Origin of the sequence: Colwellia sp. BRX8-9 (genome assembly GCF_014077245.1) — a bacterium.
Taxonomy (GTDB): domain Bacteria; phylum Pseudomonadota; class Gammaproteobacteria; order Enterobacterales; family Alteromonadaceae; genus Colwellia_A.
The window spans coordinates 93,564-114,808 of the sequence record NZ_JACGVN010000010.1 but is presented as its reverse complement, the minus strand read 5'-3'; the positions used below and the strand labels follow the sequence as shown (position 1 = coordinate 114,808).

Below are 21,245 nucleotides of genomic sequence, written 5' to 3'. Positions count from 1 at the left end.
CACGACTACTGTGCTTGAACGCGAAGTTCAGCAGATGAACGACTACGATGACCTAATAAGGTTTTAACATCGGTTGCCGTAGGTTTAACTAATTTAAATCGTGGTGCGTAAGCATCAAAGTCAGCTAATATTTCTTGAGCGCGTGCACTACCTGTTTCATCAAAATGTTGGTTAATAATACCGCGTAAATGTTCTTGATGAATAGTCAGATCACTTATTGGTAATAATTCGATAGATTCGCTATTTAAGCGGACATCTAAATCACCTGATTCATCAAACACATAAGCAAAACCACCTGTCATACCAGCACCAAAGTTTACACCAACTTGCCCAAGAATGGTCACTATGCCACCCGTCATGTATTCACAAGCATGATCACCAGTGCCTTCAATTACAGCATGAGCGCCCGAGTTACGCACCGCAAAGCGCTCACCCGCACGGCCACAGCCATAAAGTCTGCCACCGGTTGCGCCATATAAACAAGTATTACCCATAATCATGGTTTTATGACTTAAATACTCAACACCTTTAGGTGGCTTGATGGTTAGCTTACCGCCAGTCATTCCTTTACCAACGTAATCATTGGCATCACCGGTCAGGGTCATTTCTAAGCCACCGGCATTCCAAACACCAAAACTTTGGCCAGCTGTGCCATTAAGATAAATTTTAATAGGAGATGACGCCATCCCTTGGTCACCATGATGACGAGCAATTTCACCCGATAATGATGCACCGACAGAACGATCAGTGTTTTGTATAGAAAAGCGGAACTCACCGCCTGCGCTATGCGAAACAGCATCAGTACAAGCCGCCAATATTTCTTTATTTAATACGCCTTTGTCAAAGGGCTCATTTCCTTCTGTTTGATAAAGAGCCGTATCAGCACCTGCTACAACAGGCGCAATAATAGGTGATAAATCTAATTTTTGCTGCTTAGCTGTTAAACCTGTCAATTGAACGAGTAGGTCGGTTCGACCAATTATCGCTGTTAAGCTTTCGACTCCTAAACGGGCTAAAATTTCACGTACCTCTTGGGCAATAAACTTAAAGTAGTTCATTACTTGCTCAGGTAAACCTTTAAAGAATTTTTCACGTAAAACATCGTCTTGTGTTGCAACACCTGTAGCACAATTATTTAAATGACAGATACGTAAGAATTTACAGCCCAGAGTGACCATAGGCGCAGTACCAAAACCAAAACTTTCTGCGCCTAAAATTGCCGCTTTAACAATATCGATACCAGTTTTTAATCCGCCGTCAACTTGTAAACGTACTTTATGACGCAAACCGTTAGTCACTAATGACTGGTGTGCTTCGGCTAAACCTAACTCCCATGGACAACCGGCATACTTAACCGAACTCAATGGACTAGCTGCAGTACCGCCGTCGTAACCTGAAATGGTAATAAAATCGGCGTAAGCTTTAGCAACACCAGAAGCAATAGTGCCAACACCAGGTCCTGAAACCAGTTTTACTGAAATAACCGCTTTAGGGTTAACTTGTTTTAAATCGAAAATAAGCTGAGCTAAATCTTCAATTGAATAAATATCATGATGTGGTGGTGGAGAAATCAAGGTCACACCGGGTACTGAAAAGCGCAACTTAGCAATTAACGGTGAAACCTTATCACCGGGTAATTGACCACCTTCGCCGGGTTTTGCACCTTGAGCGACTTTTATTTGTAGTACATCGGCATTAACTAAGTAATGCGGTGTCACCCCAAATCGGCCAGAAGCAATTTGTTTGATACGTGAATTTTTTACGGTACCAAAGCGGCGTTCGTCTTCACCCCCTTCACCTGAATTTGAATAACCGCCTAAACGATTCATGGCAATTGCCAATGCTTCATGAGCTTCAGGGCTTAATGCACCAATAGACATAGCGGCACTATCAAAGCGTTTAAACATTTCAGTATCAGGTTCTACTTTGCTAATATCTATGGCTTGGGTATCTTCTTTAAAGCCCAATAAATCACGTAACGTTGCCACTGGGCGATTATTTACTTGATCGGCAAACAGGCGGTAATCTGCATAATCGCCAGATTGAACTGCTTTTTGTAAGTAAGTTACGACATCAGGGTTATAAGCGTGGTATTCACCGCCATGTACATACTTAAGTAAGCCGCCGTGATTGACTTTTTGATGAGCTAAAAAGGCTTTACGAGCAAGATTAATATTGTCTTGTTCTATGTCTGAAAAATCAGCGCCTTGAATACGACTTGGTAAATCAGGGAAGCATATTTGCATGATATTTTGATGCAAACCAATCACTTCAAACAAACCTGCACAACGGTAGCTGGCGATTGTTGAAATACCCATCTTAGATAATATTTTCAACAAGCCTTTATTAATGCCATCACGATAGTTCATTACAGCTTGACGCGCCGTTAACTCAATTTGTCCTTGTTCAACTAATTGCTCAATTGTCTCAAAAGCAAGGTAAGGATAAACTGCAGTAGCGCCTAAACCTAGTAACACAGCAAAGTGATGTGAATCTCTTGCCGATGCCGTTTCAACAATTATATTTGAGTCACAACGTAATTGTGTTTCAACTAAGCGTTGTTGTACTGCGCCAACTGCCATCGCTGCAGGTATAGGTAAAAACCCTTTATCAATTTGACGGTCTGAAAGTATTAAAATAACGGTGTTTTTATCACGAACTAATGTTTCGGCTTCATCACATAAACGAATAATAGCCGCTTCTAAACCTTCTTCTGTGCGGTAATTTAAGTTCAGTGTGTCGCTGCGGTAATGCTCAGGGGCAAGTTCACGTAGCTGCTTTAATCCGGTATACATTAAGATAGGTGTTGCAAACAAAATTCTGTCGGCATGGCCTGTTGTTTCGTTAAAAACATTATGTTCACGACCAATGCAGGTACCCAGCGACATAACATAGCGTTCACGTAATGGATCTATAGGGGGATTTGTTACCTGAGCAAATTGCTGGCGGAAATAATCATAAATTGTACGAGGTTGGCTTGAAAGTACTGCCATAGGCGTGTCATCGCCCATAGAACCCGTTGCTTCCATGCCATTTTCAGCCAATGTTTTCACAATTTGATGAATTTCTTCGTAACTGTAATTAAACATTTTATGGTATTGCGATAGGCCTTTATCATCAAAAATACGCTTACCAATAAGTTCGGCATCGAGTTGATGAAAGGGCACTAAACGGCGGATGTTTTTATCCAACCATTCACGGTAAGGGTGGCGAACTTTTAGTTCTTCATCAATATCGGTAGAAGTGAATATTTTGCCGGTGTAAGTATCAATGGCAAGCATTTCACCTGGGCCAACACGACCTTTCTCGACCACTTCATCTTCACCGTAATCCCAAATACCTACTTCAGAGGCAAGGGTGATAAAACCATCACGAGTAATAACATAACGAGCAGGACGCAAGCCGTTTCTGTCTAAATTACAGGCAACATGGCGACCATTGGTAACTACAACGCCGGCTGGGCCGTCCCATGGTTCCATATGCATAGAATTAAATTCGTAAAACGCTTTTAAGTCTTCATCCATTAACGGACTATTTTGCCAAGCAGGTGGCATTAACAAACGCATACCTCGGTATAAATCCATACCGCCAGCAAGGAATAATTCAAGCATGTTATCTAGTGATGATGAGTCAGAACCACTTTCATTAACAAAGGGCGCAGCATCTTGAAGATCGGGTAATAAAGGTGATTTAAAGATGTGGGTACGGGCACGACTCCACTGTCGGTTACCTTTAATTGTATTAATTTCACCGTTATGAGCCAAATAACGAAAAGGCTGTGCTAAATGCCATTGTGGAGAAGTATTGGTTGAAAAACGTTGATGAAAAACACAAATGGCCGTTTGCATGCGAATATCAGCAAGGTCTAAATAAAAGTTAGGTAAGTCTACCGGCATCATTAAGCCTTTATAGATAGTTACCAAGCACGACAAACTTGCCACATAAAAAACGCTATCTTCAATGCGTTTTTCTGCACGACGACGTGCCATAAATAAGCGGCGTTCTAAATCTCTATTTCTCCAGCCCGGAGGAGCATCAACAAAAACTTGCTCTATTTGCGGCATGTTATTGACAGCGGTCTCACCTAGCATAGAAGTATCAGTAGGCACTATGCGCCAGCCAATAAGTGTTAGGGTTTCACGCGCTAACTCTTCTTCAAGAATCTTTTTACTTAAAGCGGCTTGAATAGGGTCAGGATTGAGGAAAATCATACCTACAGCGTATTTTTTGCCAAGCTTCCAGTTGTTTTCTTCGGCAATAGCTCGAAAGAAGGTATCAGGTTTTTGCATCAACAAGCCACAACCGTCACCTGTTTTACCATCAGCAGCAATACCGCCACGATGTTGCATGCGATCAAGGGCATGAATTGCCGTTTTTACTAGTTTATGACTTGCTTCACCTTGTTGGTGAGCAATTAAGCCGAATCCGCAGTTGTCTTTTTGAACGCTGTGATCGTAAAGCATGATGTTATTTTCTCCTCAGGAAATAACCACTTGAGCACAGAGAACATGTTAAAGGAATAAAGTTATACAAATAATGCATAAATACTCTGTTTTCACTCAGGTGGAACCCTTCACATTAAACACTTATCGATAAAAGGTCAATCAAAATAGAGTATTTGCTCGTAGTTTTTGTACATTAGTGTAACTATATGTTTTTATTGGTTATTGCTTGTGTAGGTTGGTTTTGTTGATTTAATCGCCTATTTTTTAAGCTGTTATCAATAGCTTTTAGCGAGTTGAGAATGATTTTTGTTTACTTTGTTGTAATTTAATTACATTTTTATTTTTATGACGAGATATGACGAGATATGCTAATTTTAGCTGTTATTCATCTTTTATTCATTGATGTATGGATAAGATGGTGGAGAATACGGTGAAAATTCATCAATAAAAAAGCCAGTAATTACTGGCTTTAATACTAACTTATTTTTTTGTACTTGAATATCAATAGCTTAGGGTTGGTAGCCACCCTCAATGCCTTTAGTCGTAATACTTACCGCATCGTGGGCATGTAAAGATTCAAGGTGGTTGATACGTAGCCAAAAGTCGTCATATCCAGCAGTATTATTCATTGCGTGTTGTAAACGACGAGCGGCGTCTTCACAAAACATTAAGTTTTGACCATTCAGTAGCGCAAATTCTTGTTCATCTTCTCTTTTTACTGCGGCTTGAACGGGTGTCTTTAAACAGCCTTCAATAATATCGACTAATGCAGTAATAGGGAATTCACTAATGTTGGCATTTAACTTTACTTTTAATTCAGCAACTGAGCGTTGACTATGTGGTGTAGCAACAATACCTTCAGTTGTACCCAGCCACTCATGAATTGAGTCTAAATCGGCTTCTTGGCCATTAAACTTCTCTTTAAAAGCTTTTTGGATTAACTGTCGAGCAAGGGCGGCAGAACAAGGACAAGTTGATGAATATCTAACATCAACTGCTAGCTCTATATCGAGTTTACCTTTATTTAAACGACCGGTTAATGTTACTGGGTATGCTTTCCAGCCTTGCTTACCACTAATTAATGATTTTCTTCTTAAGTGATAGTCGAAGCGGAACTGCACTTTAGCATTATCGCTAAGATCGTGGTGACTACTGATAAAACCACTGAGTAAAGTGACCAAGCTTTGAAAGTCTAAAGTATTACTGGTTGAAAGTTCATCAAGCAGTAAATACAAGCGAGACATATGAATGCCTTTTGCTTGTGGTTCTTTTAAGTTTACAAACGCGTCAATAAAAGTAGAAACCATTCGCTCATTCTCACCTTGCGAAGCAACCATCATCGGCATTTCTATATTACTCATTCCAACCCAATCTAGGGTACCTTCGGTTTGAGCTGTGGTGTGGTTGGCGATATCAGGCATTAATGTGGACATTTCTACTCCAGTATTTCTAACACGCTATGTAAAGGGCTTTTTGAAACTTCAGTACATAACAAACTTATTAAGGGCGCGTATTCTAACGTATATTTCCTTGTAGATATAGCGACAGTTCTTTTTTAAGTTACTGAGCAAGATAACTTATTGAAACGCTCTGTATTCATATGGTTTTATGCTTTTCAAATGACTTTGAAGTAATCTAGATGAAAGGCATTTGTTTAATGACATCGGCGTTGATATTGTTACAATGAAGAAAATTACGCCACGATAATTATAATTTAAGGTAGGTTTTGTGAATTATACCGAACAGTTAGATGTTAATTTATTAGATGGATACTTGGATAGCTTAGGACAAGATATTGTGCAACAGATGTTGGACTTATATATTGAGCAATCAAAGACCTATATTGAAGACATTATCGATTCGATTGCACAAGAGTCACAAGTATTATGGCAAGAACGTTGCCATAAAATGAAAGGTGCAACTGGCAGTGTTGGTTTGTTAACCGCTCATGCTAAGTTGGTGGCAATTGAAAAATTACCCGAGCAATGGCCAGAAAAATCAGCCTTTATCTCTGAGTTGAATGAGATAAATAAAAATGCCGTTACTGCTTTTAAAGTATGGTTAGACTCAAAATAATCATGATTTAAGACAATTAAAAAAGGGGAAGCAATTATTGCTTCCCCTTTTTTAATTATTTATTGTTAAAGCGCGCTTAATCTACAGAGCCAATAAAACGATATCCTTCACCGTGAATGGTATTAATTAATTCAGCAGCGTCAGGTACCGATTCAAAATGTTTGCGTAAACGCCTAATCGTTACATCAACGGTACGGTCATTTGAGCGAAGGTCACGCCCGGTCATTTCTTTAATCAATTGCTGGCGAGTAACAATTTGGCCCGTGTTTTCAATTAATAAACGTAGAGCGCGATATTCGCCGCGAGGTATAGATAAAACTTGCCCGTCAGGTGCGGTCATTTTTCTTGAATTACCATCGAGTGACCATTTATTGAAAGTGATCACTGCTTTTTCAATTTCATTCTTTGTCTGACCAATTCGGTTAAGAATGTTTCGAGCTCGAATTGTTAATTCACGTGGGTTAAATGGTTTTGTTAAATAGTCATCAGCACCAATTTCTAAACCAAGTATCTTATCTATATCACTATCACGACCGGTAAGAAATATTAACCCTAGCTCGTTGTTGCTGGTTAATTCTCTTGCCAATAATAAGCCATTTTTACCCGGAAGGTTAATATCCATGATGACTAAATTAATGGTGTTTTTTTGTAATTGAGTATCCATGCTCTCACCGTCTGTAGCCTCTGATACTTGATAGCCTTCTGCTTCAAACAAGTTACGTAGGTTAAAGCGTGTAACATCTTCGTCTTCTACGATAAGTATGTGAGGTTTTTGCATGTTTTTTTTTCCATTCTTTATGTATTTAGCAATAATGTTTACGGTATGTTAGTTATAGCTGAAAATTATATTAACGCTATGTTACTAATGCTTATTTTGTTAATTATTTATACAATTATTAGTATGGTATAGAACCACTAACTAAAAAACAATCAAGTTTGTTAGTTTCTTCTTATTCAACAAATATTTATCAGCACAGCTTTAATCTTCTTTAATGACTTGTGTTGGGATAATAATTTTGAAATTAACCCCTTTTTCAATTTCACTAATAAAGGATATTTTTCCACCTAGTGCTTGTGTGACTAAATTATACACCAGATGTAAGCCCAAGCCACTGCCACCAGAACCTCTTTTTGTGGTGGTGAAAGGCTCAAAAATTTTATTCATAATAGAAGGCTCAATACCCCTACCGTCGTCCTGATAGTCAATAGTAAGCATATCGCTAGAAATACTAGTCTGTATGGTAATTACACCATGGTCTCTGTCATCAAAGCCATGATTAATAGAATTTTGTATTAAATTAATAATTATTTGATTGATAGGACCGGGTTTGCTTTTTATGACGAGTTCGCTTGGACAGTCCACATTAATAATAAAAGGTAACTTTTTAATTTGTGGGGCTAACGTTAATAATATGTCGTCAAACAAATTTTTGATATTGAATGTTCGTGCTTCTTCACTTGATTGGTCAACAGCAACTTTTTTGAAACTGGCAATTAATTCTGCAGCGCGCTTCAAGTTACGGTAAATAATTGCGGTATTTTCTTCACCTTCAACAAGAAACTTTTTCAATTGACTTGATTTTAAGGTTTTATCATCAAAAGCTTTTTTTATTTCTAATAAGCGATCCGATAATAATGTTGAAGCTGTAACGCCTAAACCTATCGGTGTATTTACTTCATGAGCGACACCGGCAACCATATCGCCTAACGAAGCCATTTTCTCACTTTCAACAAGTTGCCCTTGAAACTGATGCAATTTTTCTAATGTTGAAAGTAATTCATTATTGGAATCCTTCAAGGCTTGGGTACGTTTATTGACTTTATTTTCAAGATCTTTGTTTTGCTGATAAGTGAGTTGCTTGGCATCTGAGAGTTTAGCAAGTTGTGTTTCAGCTCTATTGAGTACAATGTTTATGTTGCGCGCTAGAATATCGAGCTCTTTAAAAGGCATTTGTTCAATGCGTAAATTGAACTGTTTATGTTTCGAAATATCTTGTACTTTATTTGCCATATCTGACATAGGAATGGTAATAAAGCGGTTGAGTATTATTGTTATTAAAAGCGTCACTAAAATAAGCATGAAAATAATGACGCTATAACGCAAGAACATGTTGTTTGTTATACGTTTAATATAGTCAGTACCAACTTGTATATAAACGTAGCCAACTTTTTTATCTTGCTGGGTAATGGGTACCATAAGCTCTATAATATAAGTACTTATCTTTACCGAAGATAACTCCATTATTCTATCTGTTTTTTCAAGTATAGGTGAGCTCATACTTTTATTATAGTTCGCAAAAAACACTATGCCTTCAGGCTCAGGGGATACTTTATAAATATGAACGTGATTAATATAAGGGACAGATTTAAGCATGGATAAATAATGATCAGTTAACAGCGTTTTATCATTAACAAGATTGGTGCTGCTGGCATTAGCGATAAGCTCGGCCCAATATTTTGTATTAGTCGCTGCGTCTTCTTTTGTATCTTCAATAAATGAATTAGCGATGATAAAAGAAGAAAGAGTAACAAACAATACAATGAAACCGATGATCATAATCATCAGTTTTTTCTTTAATGAGTGAATGCGTTTCATTTTTTCCATATATTTATAGTAACTTAAATTTTATATTGAGCAATTAAATTGAACAATGATAAAGAGAAAAGCCCTTTTGCTTAGCTAAAACTTGTGTTCTTCCAATCGCCTCTTCCATGATGGGTTGATAACGGAGAAAACTATTTGCCACCACAGTGACTTGTCCTTTCGGTTTTAAATGGGGTTTTATTTTTGAAAGGAATGTCTCTGTGGCTTGATAATTGGTTTTAAGGCCCTGATGAAAGGGTGGATTTGAAATAACGTAATCGTACTTACCTTTTACATCTGACAAGCTATCTGATGGAAAAACGTGGCCAGTTAAATTATTTAATTTCAATGTTGCTTGCGCTGAATATAATGCTAAGGCACTGACATCAAGTAAGTGTAACTTAATCTCAGGAAAAACTTTACCCAAGTAACTGGCTATGACTCCGGCACCACAGCCAAAATCGAGTAGCTCGCCGGTAATTTTCTTTGGTAAATTTTCCAACAATACCTGAGTGCCAATGTCGAGGCCGTTTTGACTGAATACACCAGGCAAGGCAACCACATCTACACTTGTGTCTTTAATCATAAAAGAATATGGCTTTAGCCAGTCGTCTAAGATAAAAGACTCTTGCGTCGCAAGTATATTGCTTGCGAATAATAAGCAATGGCGAGCAGCATCAATTTTTGCACAATCGCCAAGCTGTTGTTCGGTCAACTTTGCTAATGACTTAATACCGCTTTTATTCTCACCGACAACCAAAACTAAACATTCATTTGCTATCGACTCTTTTATCATCGCGAGCATAAAAGTTAACTCGGCCTTACTTTTAGGAAACTGAATAATCACTAAGTCGTGGGCAGTCTTACTTTGATAATATACATTAAATACCGCAGTCATTTGAGTGAGGTCTAATCGTTTGGCTTGTAAATGTGATTGATAATTCGTGTTATAACATGTCATCACTGCTTGAGGGTGAAGTGCATGGTATTCTTCAAAAAAATCGTCAATAGGTAAGTTGATAAATAATGGCGCTTTTGCTTTTAGTAAATCGGGATTACGCAGCAATAATTGATTGATGTTATCTAACAAAGTTATTCTCAAATAATTGGGTTATGGCATTCATAAATATATAACTTATACCCTAAATTAATTAACGGTATTTTATACGCTTAACGAAAAGATATGTTTATAATAGCCGCTATTCTACGTGAATATTATTATCATGTCAGAAAGGCGAATAATAAATTTGCAAATCACCATATAAAATTCAGGGAGTGGGTTATTTTTACTAAATTTTTTACTTGGTTTAAAGTGAAACTAATACGCAGTGATAAGCGTGCATGGTTATTAAAATTTCGCTATTTTACCGTCCCTAACTGGTTTAGAAAAACACCTGTCGCTGAAGTTTACTTAGCACTTAATGACCCTTATAGCTTTATGCTGATTCAAGTGTTACCAGAGCTAGAGCAACGTTTCAATATTCAATTTAAATTGTTCTTAGTCTATGAAAGTGTTCCAGGGGTAACTATCGATCCCAAATTAATGCGCACTTGGGCAATAAAAGATGCCAACTTTATTGCTGATCAATATCAATTGAAAAAAATAACGCAACGACCGACTCAAGAATCACTCTTTACTGGTCAGCAAATGTGGCAGTTGCGACCTAAAACACTCGATAATGCTTGGCAACTCTTTCAACAGACTTGGTCGAATGATTTTGATTACTACTATCATGCTTCTACACCGGTAATAAATTATCAAATTAAAAATTTAATACGTTTAGTTAAACAAGGGCATTACTTACCTTCGTCTATTTTTATTGCGGGGCAATGGTTTGTTGGTATTGATAGGCTTGAACATCTAGAAAAACGTTTGGCTGACTTTGGTTTAGCAAAAGATGACAGTGTTGCTGTTTATCAAAAAAATAAATTAGTCTTTGCTGAGCAACAAGTGAAAGATAATGCAGCTGACATCGCTGACATCGCTGACACGAAAATATTAGAAGCCTTTATTTCATTACGAAGCCCTTATTCTTACATTGGTTTATTACAAGCAGAAAAGTTAAGTCAGCATTATCAGATCCCTTTAAAGATAAAGCCGTTATTACCTTTGATTATGCGGGGGTTAACCACGACAGAAAATAAAGAACGTTATGCTGTTTTTGATGCCAGTCGTGAAGCTAAAAAACTTAATATTCCTTTTACCGGTATTGCAGATCCTTTAGGGCAAGGTATTTTTAATGCTTTTCAAATTTTTTCGTATGCAGAACAACAAAATAAAGAACTCGATTTTATTAAGTCTGCGTTTAAGGCCATTTATGTTGACGGTTTAGACTTATCAAATAAATCGGTAATCGAATCTTTATGTCAGCAGCATAAAATCAATTATCTACAAGCGTTAGAATATAATAATGAACATGACTGGCAACAATGGTCTGATACCAACCAAAGTACTTTAGATGGCATGGGGTTATGGGGAGCGCCTTGTTTTCGATTTCAAAATGTTATTTGTTGGGGGCAAGACCGCTTGGCACAAATTGAACAAGCGATCATTGTTTCATAAGATATAATATATCCGTATTATCTTCATTTAGAGCACTATTGACTCAACATTAGAATAAATGTTCTAATGTTGTTGTCCTGAATTCAATAAAGTTTTGTTTTTTCAAACAAGCGAAACTTATGATAAAGGGCCAGAAGAGGAGCATTAACCAGGTAGTTATCATAAAGAGATCAAGCTCTAATGATTGGTAACGAGGGGGATTAATGCCGAGGTAAGTAATTTTTTGATAATTTACTTATCGGTTGTTTGGGTTGAATCCTAACAATTGTCACCAACTTGGTGGGGAGCTTCTGGCCTTTGTAAAGCCTAATGCTCTTCACATAAGTGATTGTTATCTTGGTTATTACAAACGCCTAAAAGTTCTCCGAACGAACAGAGTTCGAGAGAAATGAATCAAATAAAACTATCAAAAAAAATTAGCTTAACAGCTAACCCAACGCTTCATCATACTATTTTATGGACCGCATTAATTACGCCATTACTTGATGATGGTCAAATCGATTTTCCAAGCCTCAAACAATTAGCTATTAGTCAGTCTGACGCCGGTAATGGTATTGTCTTGCTAGGTAGTACAGGAGAGGGCCTGGCCTTAACATCGCAAGAGCAAGTTAAGATTGTTGAATTCGTTTGCCAATTATCACTAAGCGCACCTTTAATGGTTGCTGTTGGCGGTTATCAGTTAACCGAGCAAATTAATTGGATAACAGCTTGTAATAAATTACCTATTTCAGCCTACTTACTTGGTAGTCCCATTTACGCAAAGCCGGGTGTGATAGGTCAAACGCAATGGTTTAGTGCTTTACTTGATGCCGCCAACTTCCCCTGTATGTTATATAACGTCCCCTCTCGTAGCGGTGTTTCTATTGCTATTGAAACTTTACAGGCGGTGCAAAATCATCAGCATTGTTGGGCGTTAAAAGAAGCCAGTGGCGATTTAAATCAGGTACTCGCCTATCGCCAGTATTGTCCAGATATAGCCCTATATAGTGGTGAAGACGCCATGATGCCTTACTTAGCACAAGCAGGTGTAAAAGGGTTAGTTTCGGTTTGTAGTAATGTCTGGCCGGCAGCGACTCATCAATACGTCGAGCTATCACTAGCTGGTGAGACTCAAGGTTTATTTCCACTTTGGCAAAATGCGGTCGATGAGCTTTTTCAGGTGGCAAGTCCCATACCCGTAAAAGTATTAATGCACCAAAATAAAATGATCAACACTCCCTTTTTACGTGCGCCGTTAACCCATTTAGAACTTAACGACTGCAACTCGCTGTTAGCATCAGATAAATTAATTAATCAATGGCTTGAAACTCAAGCTAAGTGATCCCTTTAAGTATTAACATGAGAATTTAAAATGAATTGGCAAGAAACATTAACACAATTAGAAGCGGGTACTGTTCGTGCGGCAAATCAAGATGAAGCAGGAAATTGGCAGGCCAATGTAGCCGTAAAAGAAGCTATATTATCAGCATTTAAAGCGGGCGAAAACATTGCTTTTGATGGAATTTATAAGGGGTTTGTCGATAAACATAATTTACCTGCGCGTGAGTTTACCGCTGACGATAAAGTGCGATTAGTACCGGGTGGTTCTTCAGTTCGCCGTGGTGCGCATGTTGCTCCTGGTGTCATTATTATGCCACCCGCTTACATTAATGTTGGGGCTTTTGTTGATACAGGTACTATGATTGATAGCCATGCATTAATTGGCTCGTGCGCCCAAATAGGTAAAAATGTTCATGTTTCTGCCGCTGTTCAAATTGGTGGTGTTTTAGAACCGGTTGGTGCAAGCCCTGTTATTATCGAAGATGGTGCCTTTCTAAGTGCTGGTGTGGTCATTGTCGAAGGTATTGTTGTTAAAAAAGGGGCTGTTTTAGCGCCAGGTGTCTCACTTTCAGCGTCAGTGCCTGTTTACGATTGTGTGAATGAAGTGATGCTTGAAAAAGGTGCTGATATTCCTGAACGTGCTGTAGTGGTGCCAGGAACACGTCCGGTTTCAGGGGCGTGGGCGAAAACGCACGGTTTAAATATGGCTTGTGCATTAATCGTTAAATATCGCGATGAAAAAAGTAATGCCTCGTTAGAGCTCGAGTCTATTTTACGTTAAGCCCTCTAAGGTAAAGCAGGAATATCATGTCTGAGTTAGTAAATACTACCTATTGTTTTGATTCTCCTTCGGCGCTTGAATTAAGCGCTGAGTTAACAAAGCAACAACCTGAAAGTAGCCAGCAAGAAGGTTACTTTGTTTATCATCTTGATGCGCTTAAAGCCCATTTAGCCGAACTACAACGCCAAGACGTCATTAAGTTATGGTTTGCGGTAAAAGCGAACCCGTTATCTAACATCATTAAAACCTTAGACGATGCGGGTTTTAATTTTGATGTGGCGAGCAGTGGCGAATTAAATCAAGTCTTAAAGCAAGGTATTACACCCGAACGTATCTTAAATACCGGTCCGGCAAAATCAAAAGCACAAATAACGTCGTTCATTAAACAAGGGGTTAATATTTTTGTTGCTGAAAGTTTGAATCAACTAACTTGGTTAAATGAAGCAGCTATTGAGCATGATGTTAAGCCAAGAGTGCTGTTGCGGGTTCAGTTGCAATGGCCAGAGGGTGAAAAAAACCCTTTAGGGGGAAATTGCCTAACACCATTTGGTTTGTCGATAGAGCAGTGGCAAAGCATTAAAGTCGTTAACTTTCCTGGTATTGAGTTGTGTGGTTTACATATTTTTCAATGGGGCAATATGCTCAGTAATGAAAAAATGTTCTCGCTGTGGTCACAAATGGTTGCACCATTAAAAGGTTTAGCTGATGACATAGGTATGCCATTAAAAATCTTAGATTTAGGTGGCGGTTTAGGTATTGATTATTTACAGCAAGGCAAAACACTTTCTTGGCAGAAAATTATTGCTGATCTGGCGATCATAAAGCAGCAGGCAGGTGCCGAAGAGTTATGGTTAGAATTGGGCCGTTTTGCGGTTGCTGAGTGTGGTTATTATGTGGTCCCCGTTGTTGATAGAAAAATGAATTATGGTCAAGAGCAGTTAGTCTTAGCCGCAGGTATTAATCATTTGTTAAGACCGGCGATAACAGAACAGCCTTTTCCGGTAAATTTACTACGAGAGTCTGCACGCGAAAAACAGTTGTTTGATATTCATGGTCCGCTATGTACCAGTATGGACAAATTGGGTAAGTTGCCTTTGCCTGATGACGTATCTGTTGGCGATCAACTGGTATTTGGCTATTGCGGTGCCTACGGTTTTACTGAAAGTATGCCGTTCTTTCTTTGTCACCATATCGCTGCTGAATACGTGTTTAGTCAAGGGACGTTGGTTGAAGTCAGAGCAGCACAACCAGCGGATTGGTATTTAAGATAGCGATAAATACTTCAGCTTAATGTTTAAGATAAAGTGAACAAAATGAATGAAATAAAAAAAGAAGTTATGCATGTTGGTGAAATGGCGAGCGGCGCAGCACTTACCGTTCCTGTTTATCGTATAAAAGGACGTACTGATGCACCCAGTGTTTATATTCAAGCGAATATGCATGGCGCTGAAGTGCAAGGTAATGCGGTTATTTTTCAACTATTAGAATTATTGAAAAACACAAAAATAAATGGCGATATTACCTTAGTACCTTATGCCAACCCTGTGGGTTGTAATCATAAAAATGGTGAATATACCCTTGGCAGATTTGATCCTATCACCGGAGTGAATTGGAATCGGATGTATCACTTTGATGAAAGCATCATCAAGCCGTTTGTTCGTGAATGTATTGGCAAAAAAAATCAAGTTATTGAAGCCAATTTTAAAAAGCTAATGATTGAAAGTATTGAAGAAAAACTTAACCATAATATTTATGGGCTAACGACCGGACAACGCATTGCTTATCAATTACAGCGCTTGGCTCATCAAGCTGACTACGTTTTAGACTTACATACTGGGCCTATTTCAAGTAAACATTTATACTGCCCTGAATATGCGCAAGAAAGCGCTCAGTACTTTGATATTCCACATACATTATTAATTCCTAATGACTTTGATGGTGCCTTAGATGAAGCAACATTCTGCCCTTGGTGGTCATTACAAGACGCTTTTGCTGAATTAGGTATCGAGTTTTCGATTAGTTCAGCGTCTATTAACAAAGAAAGCTTTACCGTTGAATTAGGCTCGCAAGAACAGATTGATCTTGATGTAGCCTTAGAAGATGCTAAAAGTATTATGAATTATTTACAGCATAAAAACGTCATCAACACCACTGAATACCGACCTAAAACGATGACACGTTATGGATGTTATTTAAAAAACTACAAAGCCTTTTATTCGCCAATGGGAGGGATGGTCGATTACTTGGCTGAATTTGGTCAACCATTAGCTGCAGGTGAACCGCTGGCGAGAATTTTACGCATGGATAATTATGGTGACGGCGATCCATTGCACTATATTTCACTGGATAAAAAAGTCATTCCTATTTTACATTTTGCCTCGGCGAGTGTGAATCAAGGTACAGAATTATATAAAGTGTTTAGTGAGTATTTTGAGTTTTAATACTGTGTGAATTAGCCTTGATTTATAAATAAGGTATTGACAATACTACTGTTGCCAATACCTTTGAACTACTTGTTTGTTTGATCTTTTTGGCGAGATTGTTCGATACTCGCGCTAAGTTCTTTGGCTAAAGATTGGACTTCGGGTATAAAATCTTGCATTAACTGTTGTGAAAGTATGATTGAGTCTTGAATAATTAAAGGCATTTTTTTCGTCATACTTCTGCCAATATCTGAACGATAAAATGTTATTAACCCTTGTATTTCTGCTTCGGTAAAATTGCGGCTGTAAATGTCTATCATTGGCTCTTTAAAGCTATGCCAATTCATTTTCTCATCAAGAAGGGCATTTACTTTATCCATATATTTATCAAAATGAACTTTCTCTTTGTTCGAAATATTCATTTTTTTCGACATACCTTCAAACATTAGCGTAACTTGACTTTGCATACTCTCTATCATTTTTGAAACTTCAGTTAATTCCATTAATTTTTCAATCGATGCCCTTGATGATAAGTCGTTAGCTTTACTAGTAAAACTAAGCATAAGTACCAATAGCAGCATGGTGATTCTTCTCATTATTATTCCTTTAATTTTTAATAGAGTGAGTATTGATCATAATACTTGTTGATTATATTGCAACATTTTCATTACATTTGTAGCAACAAAATGATGAGTCGTAGAGTGACTGAAAATCATCACTAGATTACCATCGACTTCTGATTATGGTTAAAATTGGAAGGTAATAAATTTGATTTAACGCATTTATGAAGCATAGGAATCAAATTAGTCATTAAATCGTCACTTAGTAAGCCATAAGCATATTTATTAAAGACAATTTTGTGGTATAAATAATGCTCTTAATAAATTCTAAACGATTAATAAAGGACTAATGGTGAATTTTAAACGGATGTTTTTCTACTATATTATACTCGTTGTTTTTTTGCCTCTTACTATACAAGCGGCTGAAAAAAAATGGGTTTATACCGTTGTAGAAGGCGATAGCTTATGGAGTATCAGCCAAGAATATCTTGAATAAACAGCTTTTTATCAAAAACTTCAAAAACTTAATGGGATCACATATCCTAAAAAATTACAGCCCAATACCTTAATAGAAGTACCTATGTCGTGGATAAAAAGCTATCCAACCTATGCGACAATAACGGCTATTTCGGGCAAAAGTACCTTCTTTAAACAAGGTGAAACGCAAGTCACTAAACTCGGCTCAATATTGAGCTTTGGTGATATATTAACTGTTGATGCTAATTCTAGTGTCAGCCTCACGCTTGTTGATGGCTCTGTGCTTACTCTTCTTGAAAAAAGTAAATTGTCTTTTGAGTCTTTAATAAGTTATGGCAAAACAGGAATGGCGGATACGCAACTAAAACTTCACCAAGGTAAAGTTGAAACACAGGCAAAAAAATCAAAGGGACCAGGGTCTCGTTTAGATATATCTACAGCTTCAGCCATAAGCTCAGTGCGAGGCACGGTTTATAGAGTTGCACATTCCTCGCAAGATCATAATTCACTTATTGAGGTATTAGAGGGCGAGGTCGAAGTTAACGCACAAATGCAAAGTGAATATATAGCGAAAGGGTTTGCCAGTAAAGTAGCGAAAGGACAGGTTCCTAGTAAACCGATAATGCTATTGAATGCCCCACGTTTTATCAGCACAAAAAACCGCTTTGAAGGTGAGGAGGTAAATTTTGACTGGGAAAATGTTAAGGATGCAATAGCATACAAAGTGCAAATTTCATCTAATAATACTTTTACAGATATTGTTTGGCAGCAACATCAACCTCAAACAGTTGCCACGCTCGCAAAAATCGTAGATGGCGATTACTTTATTAGAGTTAGTGCGCTTAGTCTTTCAAATATAGAAGGGTTCGCTCGAAGTACTTCATTTTCTGTTAATAATAAGCCATTACCTCCAGCCATTAGTGAAGTAGATAGCTTTTTTGATGCTGGTACTCGTGAACTTACTTGGGCTTATGCGAAAGAATTATCAGGCTCGCTTTTACAAATCGCCTCGGATAGTAATTTTGACAATGTTATTATTTTAACAAATTTGTCTGAAAGCTCATTTATTATTCCTAATACACTTCCTTTTGGGAAATACTATTGGCGGGTGGCTGGCGTTGATCATAAAGGTCGAGGACCTTTTTCGAAGGGCAATGATTTTTTATGGCAGGCATTATTATCTCCTGTGCAATGGAATTATCAGCATAAAACTGATCAGTTAGTCGTTGATTGGTCAGCACTTAAGGTCGATGAGTCAGTACAGATACAGGCTGCTGATGAGTCTGATTTTATGACTAATACCCAGGTTTTTGAATCGGTAGTAAAAACGCTTTCAATACCTATACCTAACGACAGAGATATCTATATACGTTCGCGTGTTATCAATAAAAAATTAAATGTTCATGGAGAGTGGAGCGACGTGAAGACTATCAGTAATAATGATGATAACGCGCTTATATCGTTTGCTTTTTTAGCGCTTTTTATTCTTTTGTAATGGGTCATGATTAGCATTATGTTTAGGCTACTATTTAAAGACAAAAATTTAATGGCAATGCTGCTCATTAGCTTCCTTTTCATATTTTTTTATACGCCAGAAAATGTGTTAAACACCTTGTTTTATGATGTTGTGCTTAAGCAAAAGGAAGTTAAAGAAAATCATGCTGTTATTATTGCTATCGATGATAAAAGTATTCAAACAATAGGCCGTTGGCCTTGGCCACGTAAAGTTCACGCTCAACTAGTCGATAAATTAGCGTCTGCAAAACCTGTCGCTATTGGTTTTGATATCTTATTTGTCGATCCGGACCTAGCCGAGCCAACATCAGATGTCACATTTGCTAAAGCTATCGCCAATACGGCTAATATTGTTTTGCCTTTATCCCCTAATTTTGAAGAAAATGCTAGCGCTCATGAGCTTTTGCCATCGACGATTTTTTTAACAAACAAGGTAGTATTAGGTCACAATGATTTTGAATTAGACACTGATGGTGTTATGCGCAAAGTCTATTTATATGCCGGTTGGCAGCAGGCTAAATGGCCTAGTTTTGCATTATCTCTTGCTCAAATTATGCAGCCTAATAAATTTATTGCTCCCGATAAAGTTTCAAAAGGAAACTTTTGGACAAGACAAAAACCAATAAATATCGCTTTTAATAGCATAGATATCCCCACTTTATCTTATAGCGATGTGCTCAGTGGTGATGTTGACAACACTATATTTAACCATAAAGTTATATTGATTGGAGTTACCGCATCAGGACTTGGAGAGCGCTTTACTACACCGACATCTATGTCCCACCAGCGACTTTCTGGTGTTGAAATCAATGGACATATTGTTAATGCTCTACTCTCAGATGCAACGATTACTTTAATACCAAACATTGGCCAGTATGCTTTTGCAGCGATAATTGTTTTACTCGCGATTCTCTGTTTATCTTTATTGAACTCTGCTTTTGTCTTAATAAGTCTAGCCGGACTAATTATTGCTACCTTTGTTATCGCAACAGGGAGCTTGCTCGTCTATAACCTATGGCTAGATCCGCTGTTGCCCATTGGCTTACTTTTGTTAATTATTTTGTATTTATTGTTTTTTAAAGTGAAATTCTATAAAAATAATTTGCTACAACTCAATCAAAAAATATATACGGATAATGCAACACAACTACCTAACGCTGAAAAAGTAAATTTAATTATAAATGAGCTGATTTTATCAGCACAGCTTGAAAAGAAGCCTTTCCCGGTCATTATTATCAATATAGGTAAATTTAACGCAGTAAATGATCTGGTTGGCTTTAGTGAAGGCAATAACTTATTAAAACTAATCACCAAACGAATACAGTACTTTATTGATGAGCAGCAGGTGATAGCTCGACACACAGGAACAGAATTTATTGTTACTGGGTTAGGTCGTCATAAAGAAGACGATATTAAGCTTATGTGTAATAACATTAATGTTAATTTATCTAAAATATTATCTATTCAAAATGAATCGTTTACTTTGCCGATCAGTATTGGTGTTAGTACTTACCCACACGATGGCTTATCCGCAGAAACCCTGATTAATTGTGCAACTTCAGCAATGCAAAGGGCTAAAGAAAGATCTGGCAGAGGCGTTTGCTTTTATCATAAACACATTAATCAAGAAACTTTAGAGCGACATCACTTCGAAAATGACTTAGCACACGCGTTAGAGAAAAACGAAATTGAAGTTTATTATCAACCACAAGTTAATGCTCAAACAAGTGAGGTAGTTGGTGTAGAGGCGCTTGCGCGTTGGCTTCACCCCGTAAAAGGTTATATACCGCCAACTGAATTTATACCCATTGCCGAATCAACGGGGCTGATTAATGAAATAGGAGAGTGGATATTAAGAACGGCCTGTCAGCAAATTAAAATATGTCAATTAACCTATGGTATACCAATAAAGTTGGGCGTTAATGTCTCTGCGATTCAATTTAATGAGGAGTTATTAATAAAAAACATTGAAAAAATTCTTAATGATACTGGCTTTAATGCGCAGTATTTAGAATTAGAATTAACGGAGAGCTGTCTCATCGACAATATGGGGAATACCGAAAATATATTGTCTCAATTAAAAAAATTGAATATTAACTTGTCGATTGATGATTTTGGTACCGGTTATTCGTCTTTAAGTTACTTAAAAAGTTTTCCTATTGATCGCATTAAAATCGATCGCTCATTCATTAAAGATATTAATGACAGTGATGATGCAAATAAAATTGTTTTAGCGATTATATCTATGGCTCAGAGTTTAAATATGTCGACTATTGCAGAAGGTATAGAATTAATAGAACAGCAAAAATTCTTGCAAAAACATCATTGTGATGAGCTACAAGGCTATTTATTTAGTAAGCCTTTATCTTATAAAGATCTTGAATCATTACTTAAAAAAGGTAGGTTTTTGTAACTTTATTTGCTGTGGTTTTACTATTTATTATCATATTATTTGTTGTATAACACCGCTAATGCTTATATTTTTTAGCAAGACTTACCTA

The 21,245-nt window shown here is 37.4% G+C and carries 15 protein-coding genes and 1 riboswitch; of the genes, 9 read left to right on the top strand and 6 right to left on the bottom strand.

Annotated elements, in window-relative coordinates; all coding sequences use genetic code 11:
- Positions 1 to 5: 5 nt before the first annotated feature.
- Both gltB and folE2 read right to left on the bottom strand, forming a co-directional pair.
- The gene (gltB, locus tag H4J70_RS10435) at positions 6 to 4,466 is read right to left on the bottom strand and encodes a glutamate synthase large subunit (protein ID WP_182214605.1); all 4,461 of its coding nucleotides are present in this window, start codon (positions 4,464 to 4,466) and stop codon (positions 6 to 8) included.
- Positions 4,467 to 4,954: 488 nt separating this feature from the next.
- Entirely contained in the window at positions 4,955 to 5,878 is a 924-nt protein-coding gene (gene folE2 / locus H4J70_RS10430) for a GTP cyclohydrolase FolE2 (RefSeq protein ID WP_070375512.1), read from the bottom strand.
- A 295-nt stretch (positions 5,879 to 6,173) separates the two neighbouring features.
- Between folE2 and H4J70_RS10425 the strand changes: the two genes are divergently transcribed.
- On the top strand, positions 6,174 to 6,521 hold the full coding sequence (locus H4J70_RS10425) for a phosphorelay protein (RefSeq protein WP_182244137.1): 348 nt from the start codon (positions 6,174 to 6,176) through the stop codon (positions 6,519 to 6,521).
- 76 nt (positions 6,522 to 6,597) lie between these two features.
- Here H4J70_RS10425 and arcA read toward each other — a convergent pair whose 3' ends face one another.
- The 3 genes from arcA to H4J70_RS10410 form a co-directional block, all read right to left on the bottom strand.
- Positions 6,598 to 7,299, bottom strand: a complete 702-nt coding sequence (gene arcA / locus H4J70_RS10420) for a two-component system response regulator ArcA (protein WP_070375514.1) — start codon at positions 7,297 to 7,299, stop codon at positions 6,598 to 6,600.
- A 201-nt stretch (positions 7,300 to 7,500) separates the two neighbouring features.
- Entirely contained in the window at positions 7,501 to 9,117 is a 1,617-nt protein-coding gene (locus H4J70_RS10415; RefSeq protein ID WP_182214430.1) for a sensor histidine kinase, read from the bottom strand.
- Between the two features lie 43 nt (positions 9,118 to 9,160).
- Positions 9,161 to 10,195 carry a methyltransferase gene (locus tag H4J70_RS10410; protein ID WP_259368039.1) on the bottom strand — a complete coding sequence of 345 codons (1,035 nt, stop codon included), beginning with the start codon at positions 10,193 to 10,195 and terminating at the stop codon, positions 9,161 to 9,163.
- Between the two features lie 222 nt (positions 10,196 to 10,417).
- On the opposite strand from H4J70_RS10410, the gene H4J70_RS10405 reads away from it, so the two are divergent.
- The 5 genes from H4J70_RS10405 to H4J70_RS10385 all read left to right on the top strand — a co-directional run bounded on the left by H4J70_RS10405 (position 10,418) and on the right by H4J70_RS10385 (position 16,210).
- The gene (locus tag H4J70_RS10405; protein WP_182175349.1) at positions 10,418 to 11,668 is read left to right on the top strand and encodes a DsbA family protein; all 1,251 of its coding nucleotides are present in this window, start codon (positions 10,418 to 10,420) and stop codon (positions 11,666 to 11,668) included.
- Between the two features lie 126 nt (positions 11,669 to 11,794).
- Positions 11,795 to 11,966: riboswitch (Lysine riboswitch) on the top strand.
- 90 nt (positions 11,967 to 12,056) lie between these two features.
- Complete coding sequence (gene dapA / locus H4J70_RS10400) at positions 12,057 to 12,989, top strand: 4-hydroxy-tetrahydrodipicolinate synthase (protein WP_182215620.1); 933 nt, start codon at positions 12,057 to 12,059, stop codon at positions 12,987 to 12,989.
- 30 nt (positions 12,990 to 13,019) lie between these two features.
- The gene (locus H4J70_RS10395; protein WP_182215618.1) at positions 13,020 to 13,769 is read left to right on the top strand and encodes a 2,3,4,5-tetrahydropyridine-2,6-dicarboxylate N-succinyltransferase; all 750 of its coding nucleotides are present in this window, start codon (positions 13,020 to 13,022) and stop codon (positions 13,767 to 13,769) included.
- A 26-nt stretch (positions 13,770 to 13,795) separates the two neighbouring features.
- Complete coding sequence (locus H4J70_RS10390) at positions 13,796 to 15,040, top strand: PLP-dependent decarboxylase (RefSeq protein ID WP_182221301.1); 1,245 nt, start codon at positions 13,796 to 13,798, stop codon at positions 15,038 to 15,040.
- A 33-nt stretch (positions 15,041 to 15,073) separates the two neighbouring features.
- Positions 15,074 to 16,210 (top strand): succinylglutamate desuccinylase/aspartoacylase family protein, encoded by a 1,137-nt coding sequence (locus H4J70_RS10385; RefSeq protein ID WP_404842398.1) that lies wholly within the window; start codon positions 15,074 to 15,076, stop codon positions 16,208 to 16,210.
- Positions 16,211 to 16,278: 68 nt separating this feature from the next.
- Here the strand turns inward: H4J70_RS10385 and H4J70_RS10380 are convergent, their stop codons facing one another.
- Entirely contained in the window at positions 16,279 to 16,788 is a 510-nt protein-coding gene (locus tag H4J70_RS10380) for a DUF2059 domain-containing protein (protein ID WP_182251087.1), read from the bottom strand.
- A gap of 313 nt (positions 16,789 to 17,101) precedes the next feature.
- Here H4J70_RS10380 and H4J70_RS10375 point away from each other — a divergent pair, with 313 nt between their 5' ends.
- From H4J70_RS10375 to H4J70_RS10365, 3 genes are all read left to right on the top strand, one after another.
- The gene (locus H4J70_RS10375) at positions 17,102 to 17,248 is read left to right on the top strand and encodes a LysM peptidoglycan-binding domain-containing protein (RefSeq protein ID WP_182251086.1); all 147 of its coding nucleotides are present in this window, start codon (positions 17,102 to 17,104) and stop codon (positions 17,246 to 17,248) included.
- Positions 17,249 to 17,332: 84 nt separating this feature from the next.
- On the top strand, positions 17,333 to 18,724 hold the full coding sequence (locus H4J70_RS10370; protein ID WP_182251085.1) for a FecR domain-containing protein: 1,392 nt from the start codon (positions 17,333 to 17,335) through the stop codon (positions 18,722 to 18,724).
- A 51-nt stretch (positions 18,725 to 18,775) separates the two neighbouring features.
- On the top strand, positions 18,776 to 21,157 hold the full coding sequence (locus H4J70_RS10365) for an EAL domain-containing protein (RefSeq protein WP_182251084.1): 2,382 nt from the start codon (positions 18,776 to 18,778) through the stop codon (positions 21,155 to 21,157).
- Positions 21,158 to 21,245 lie beyond the last annotated feature (88 nt).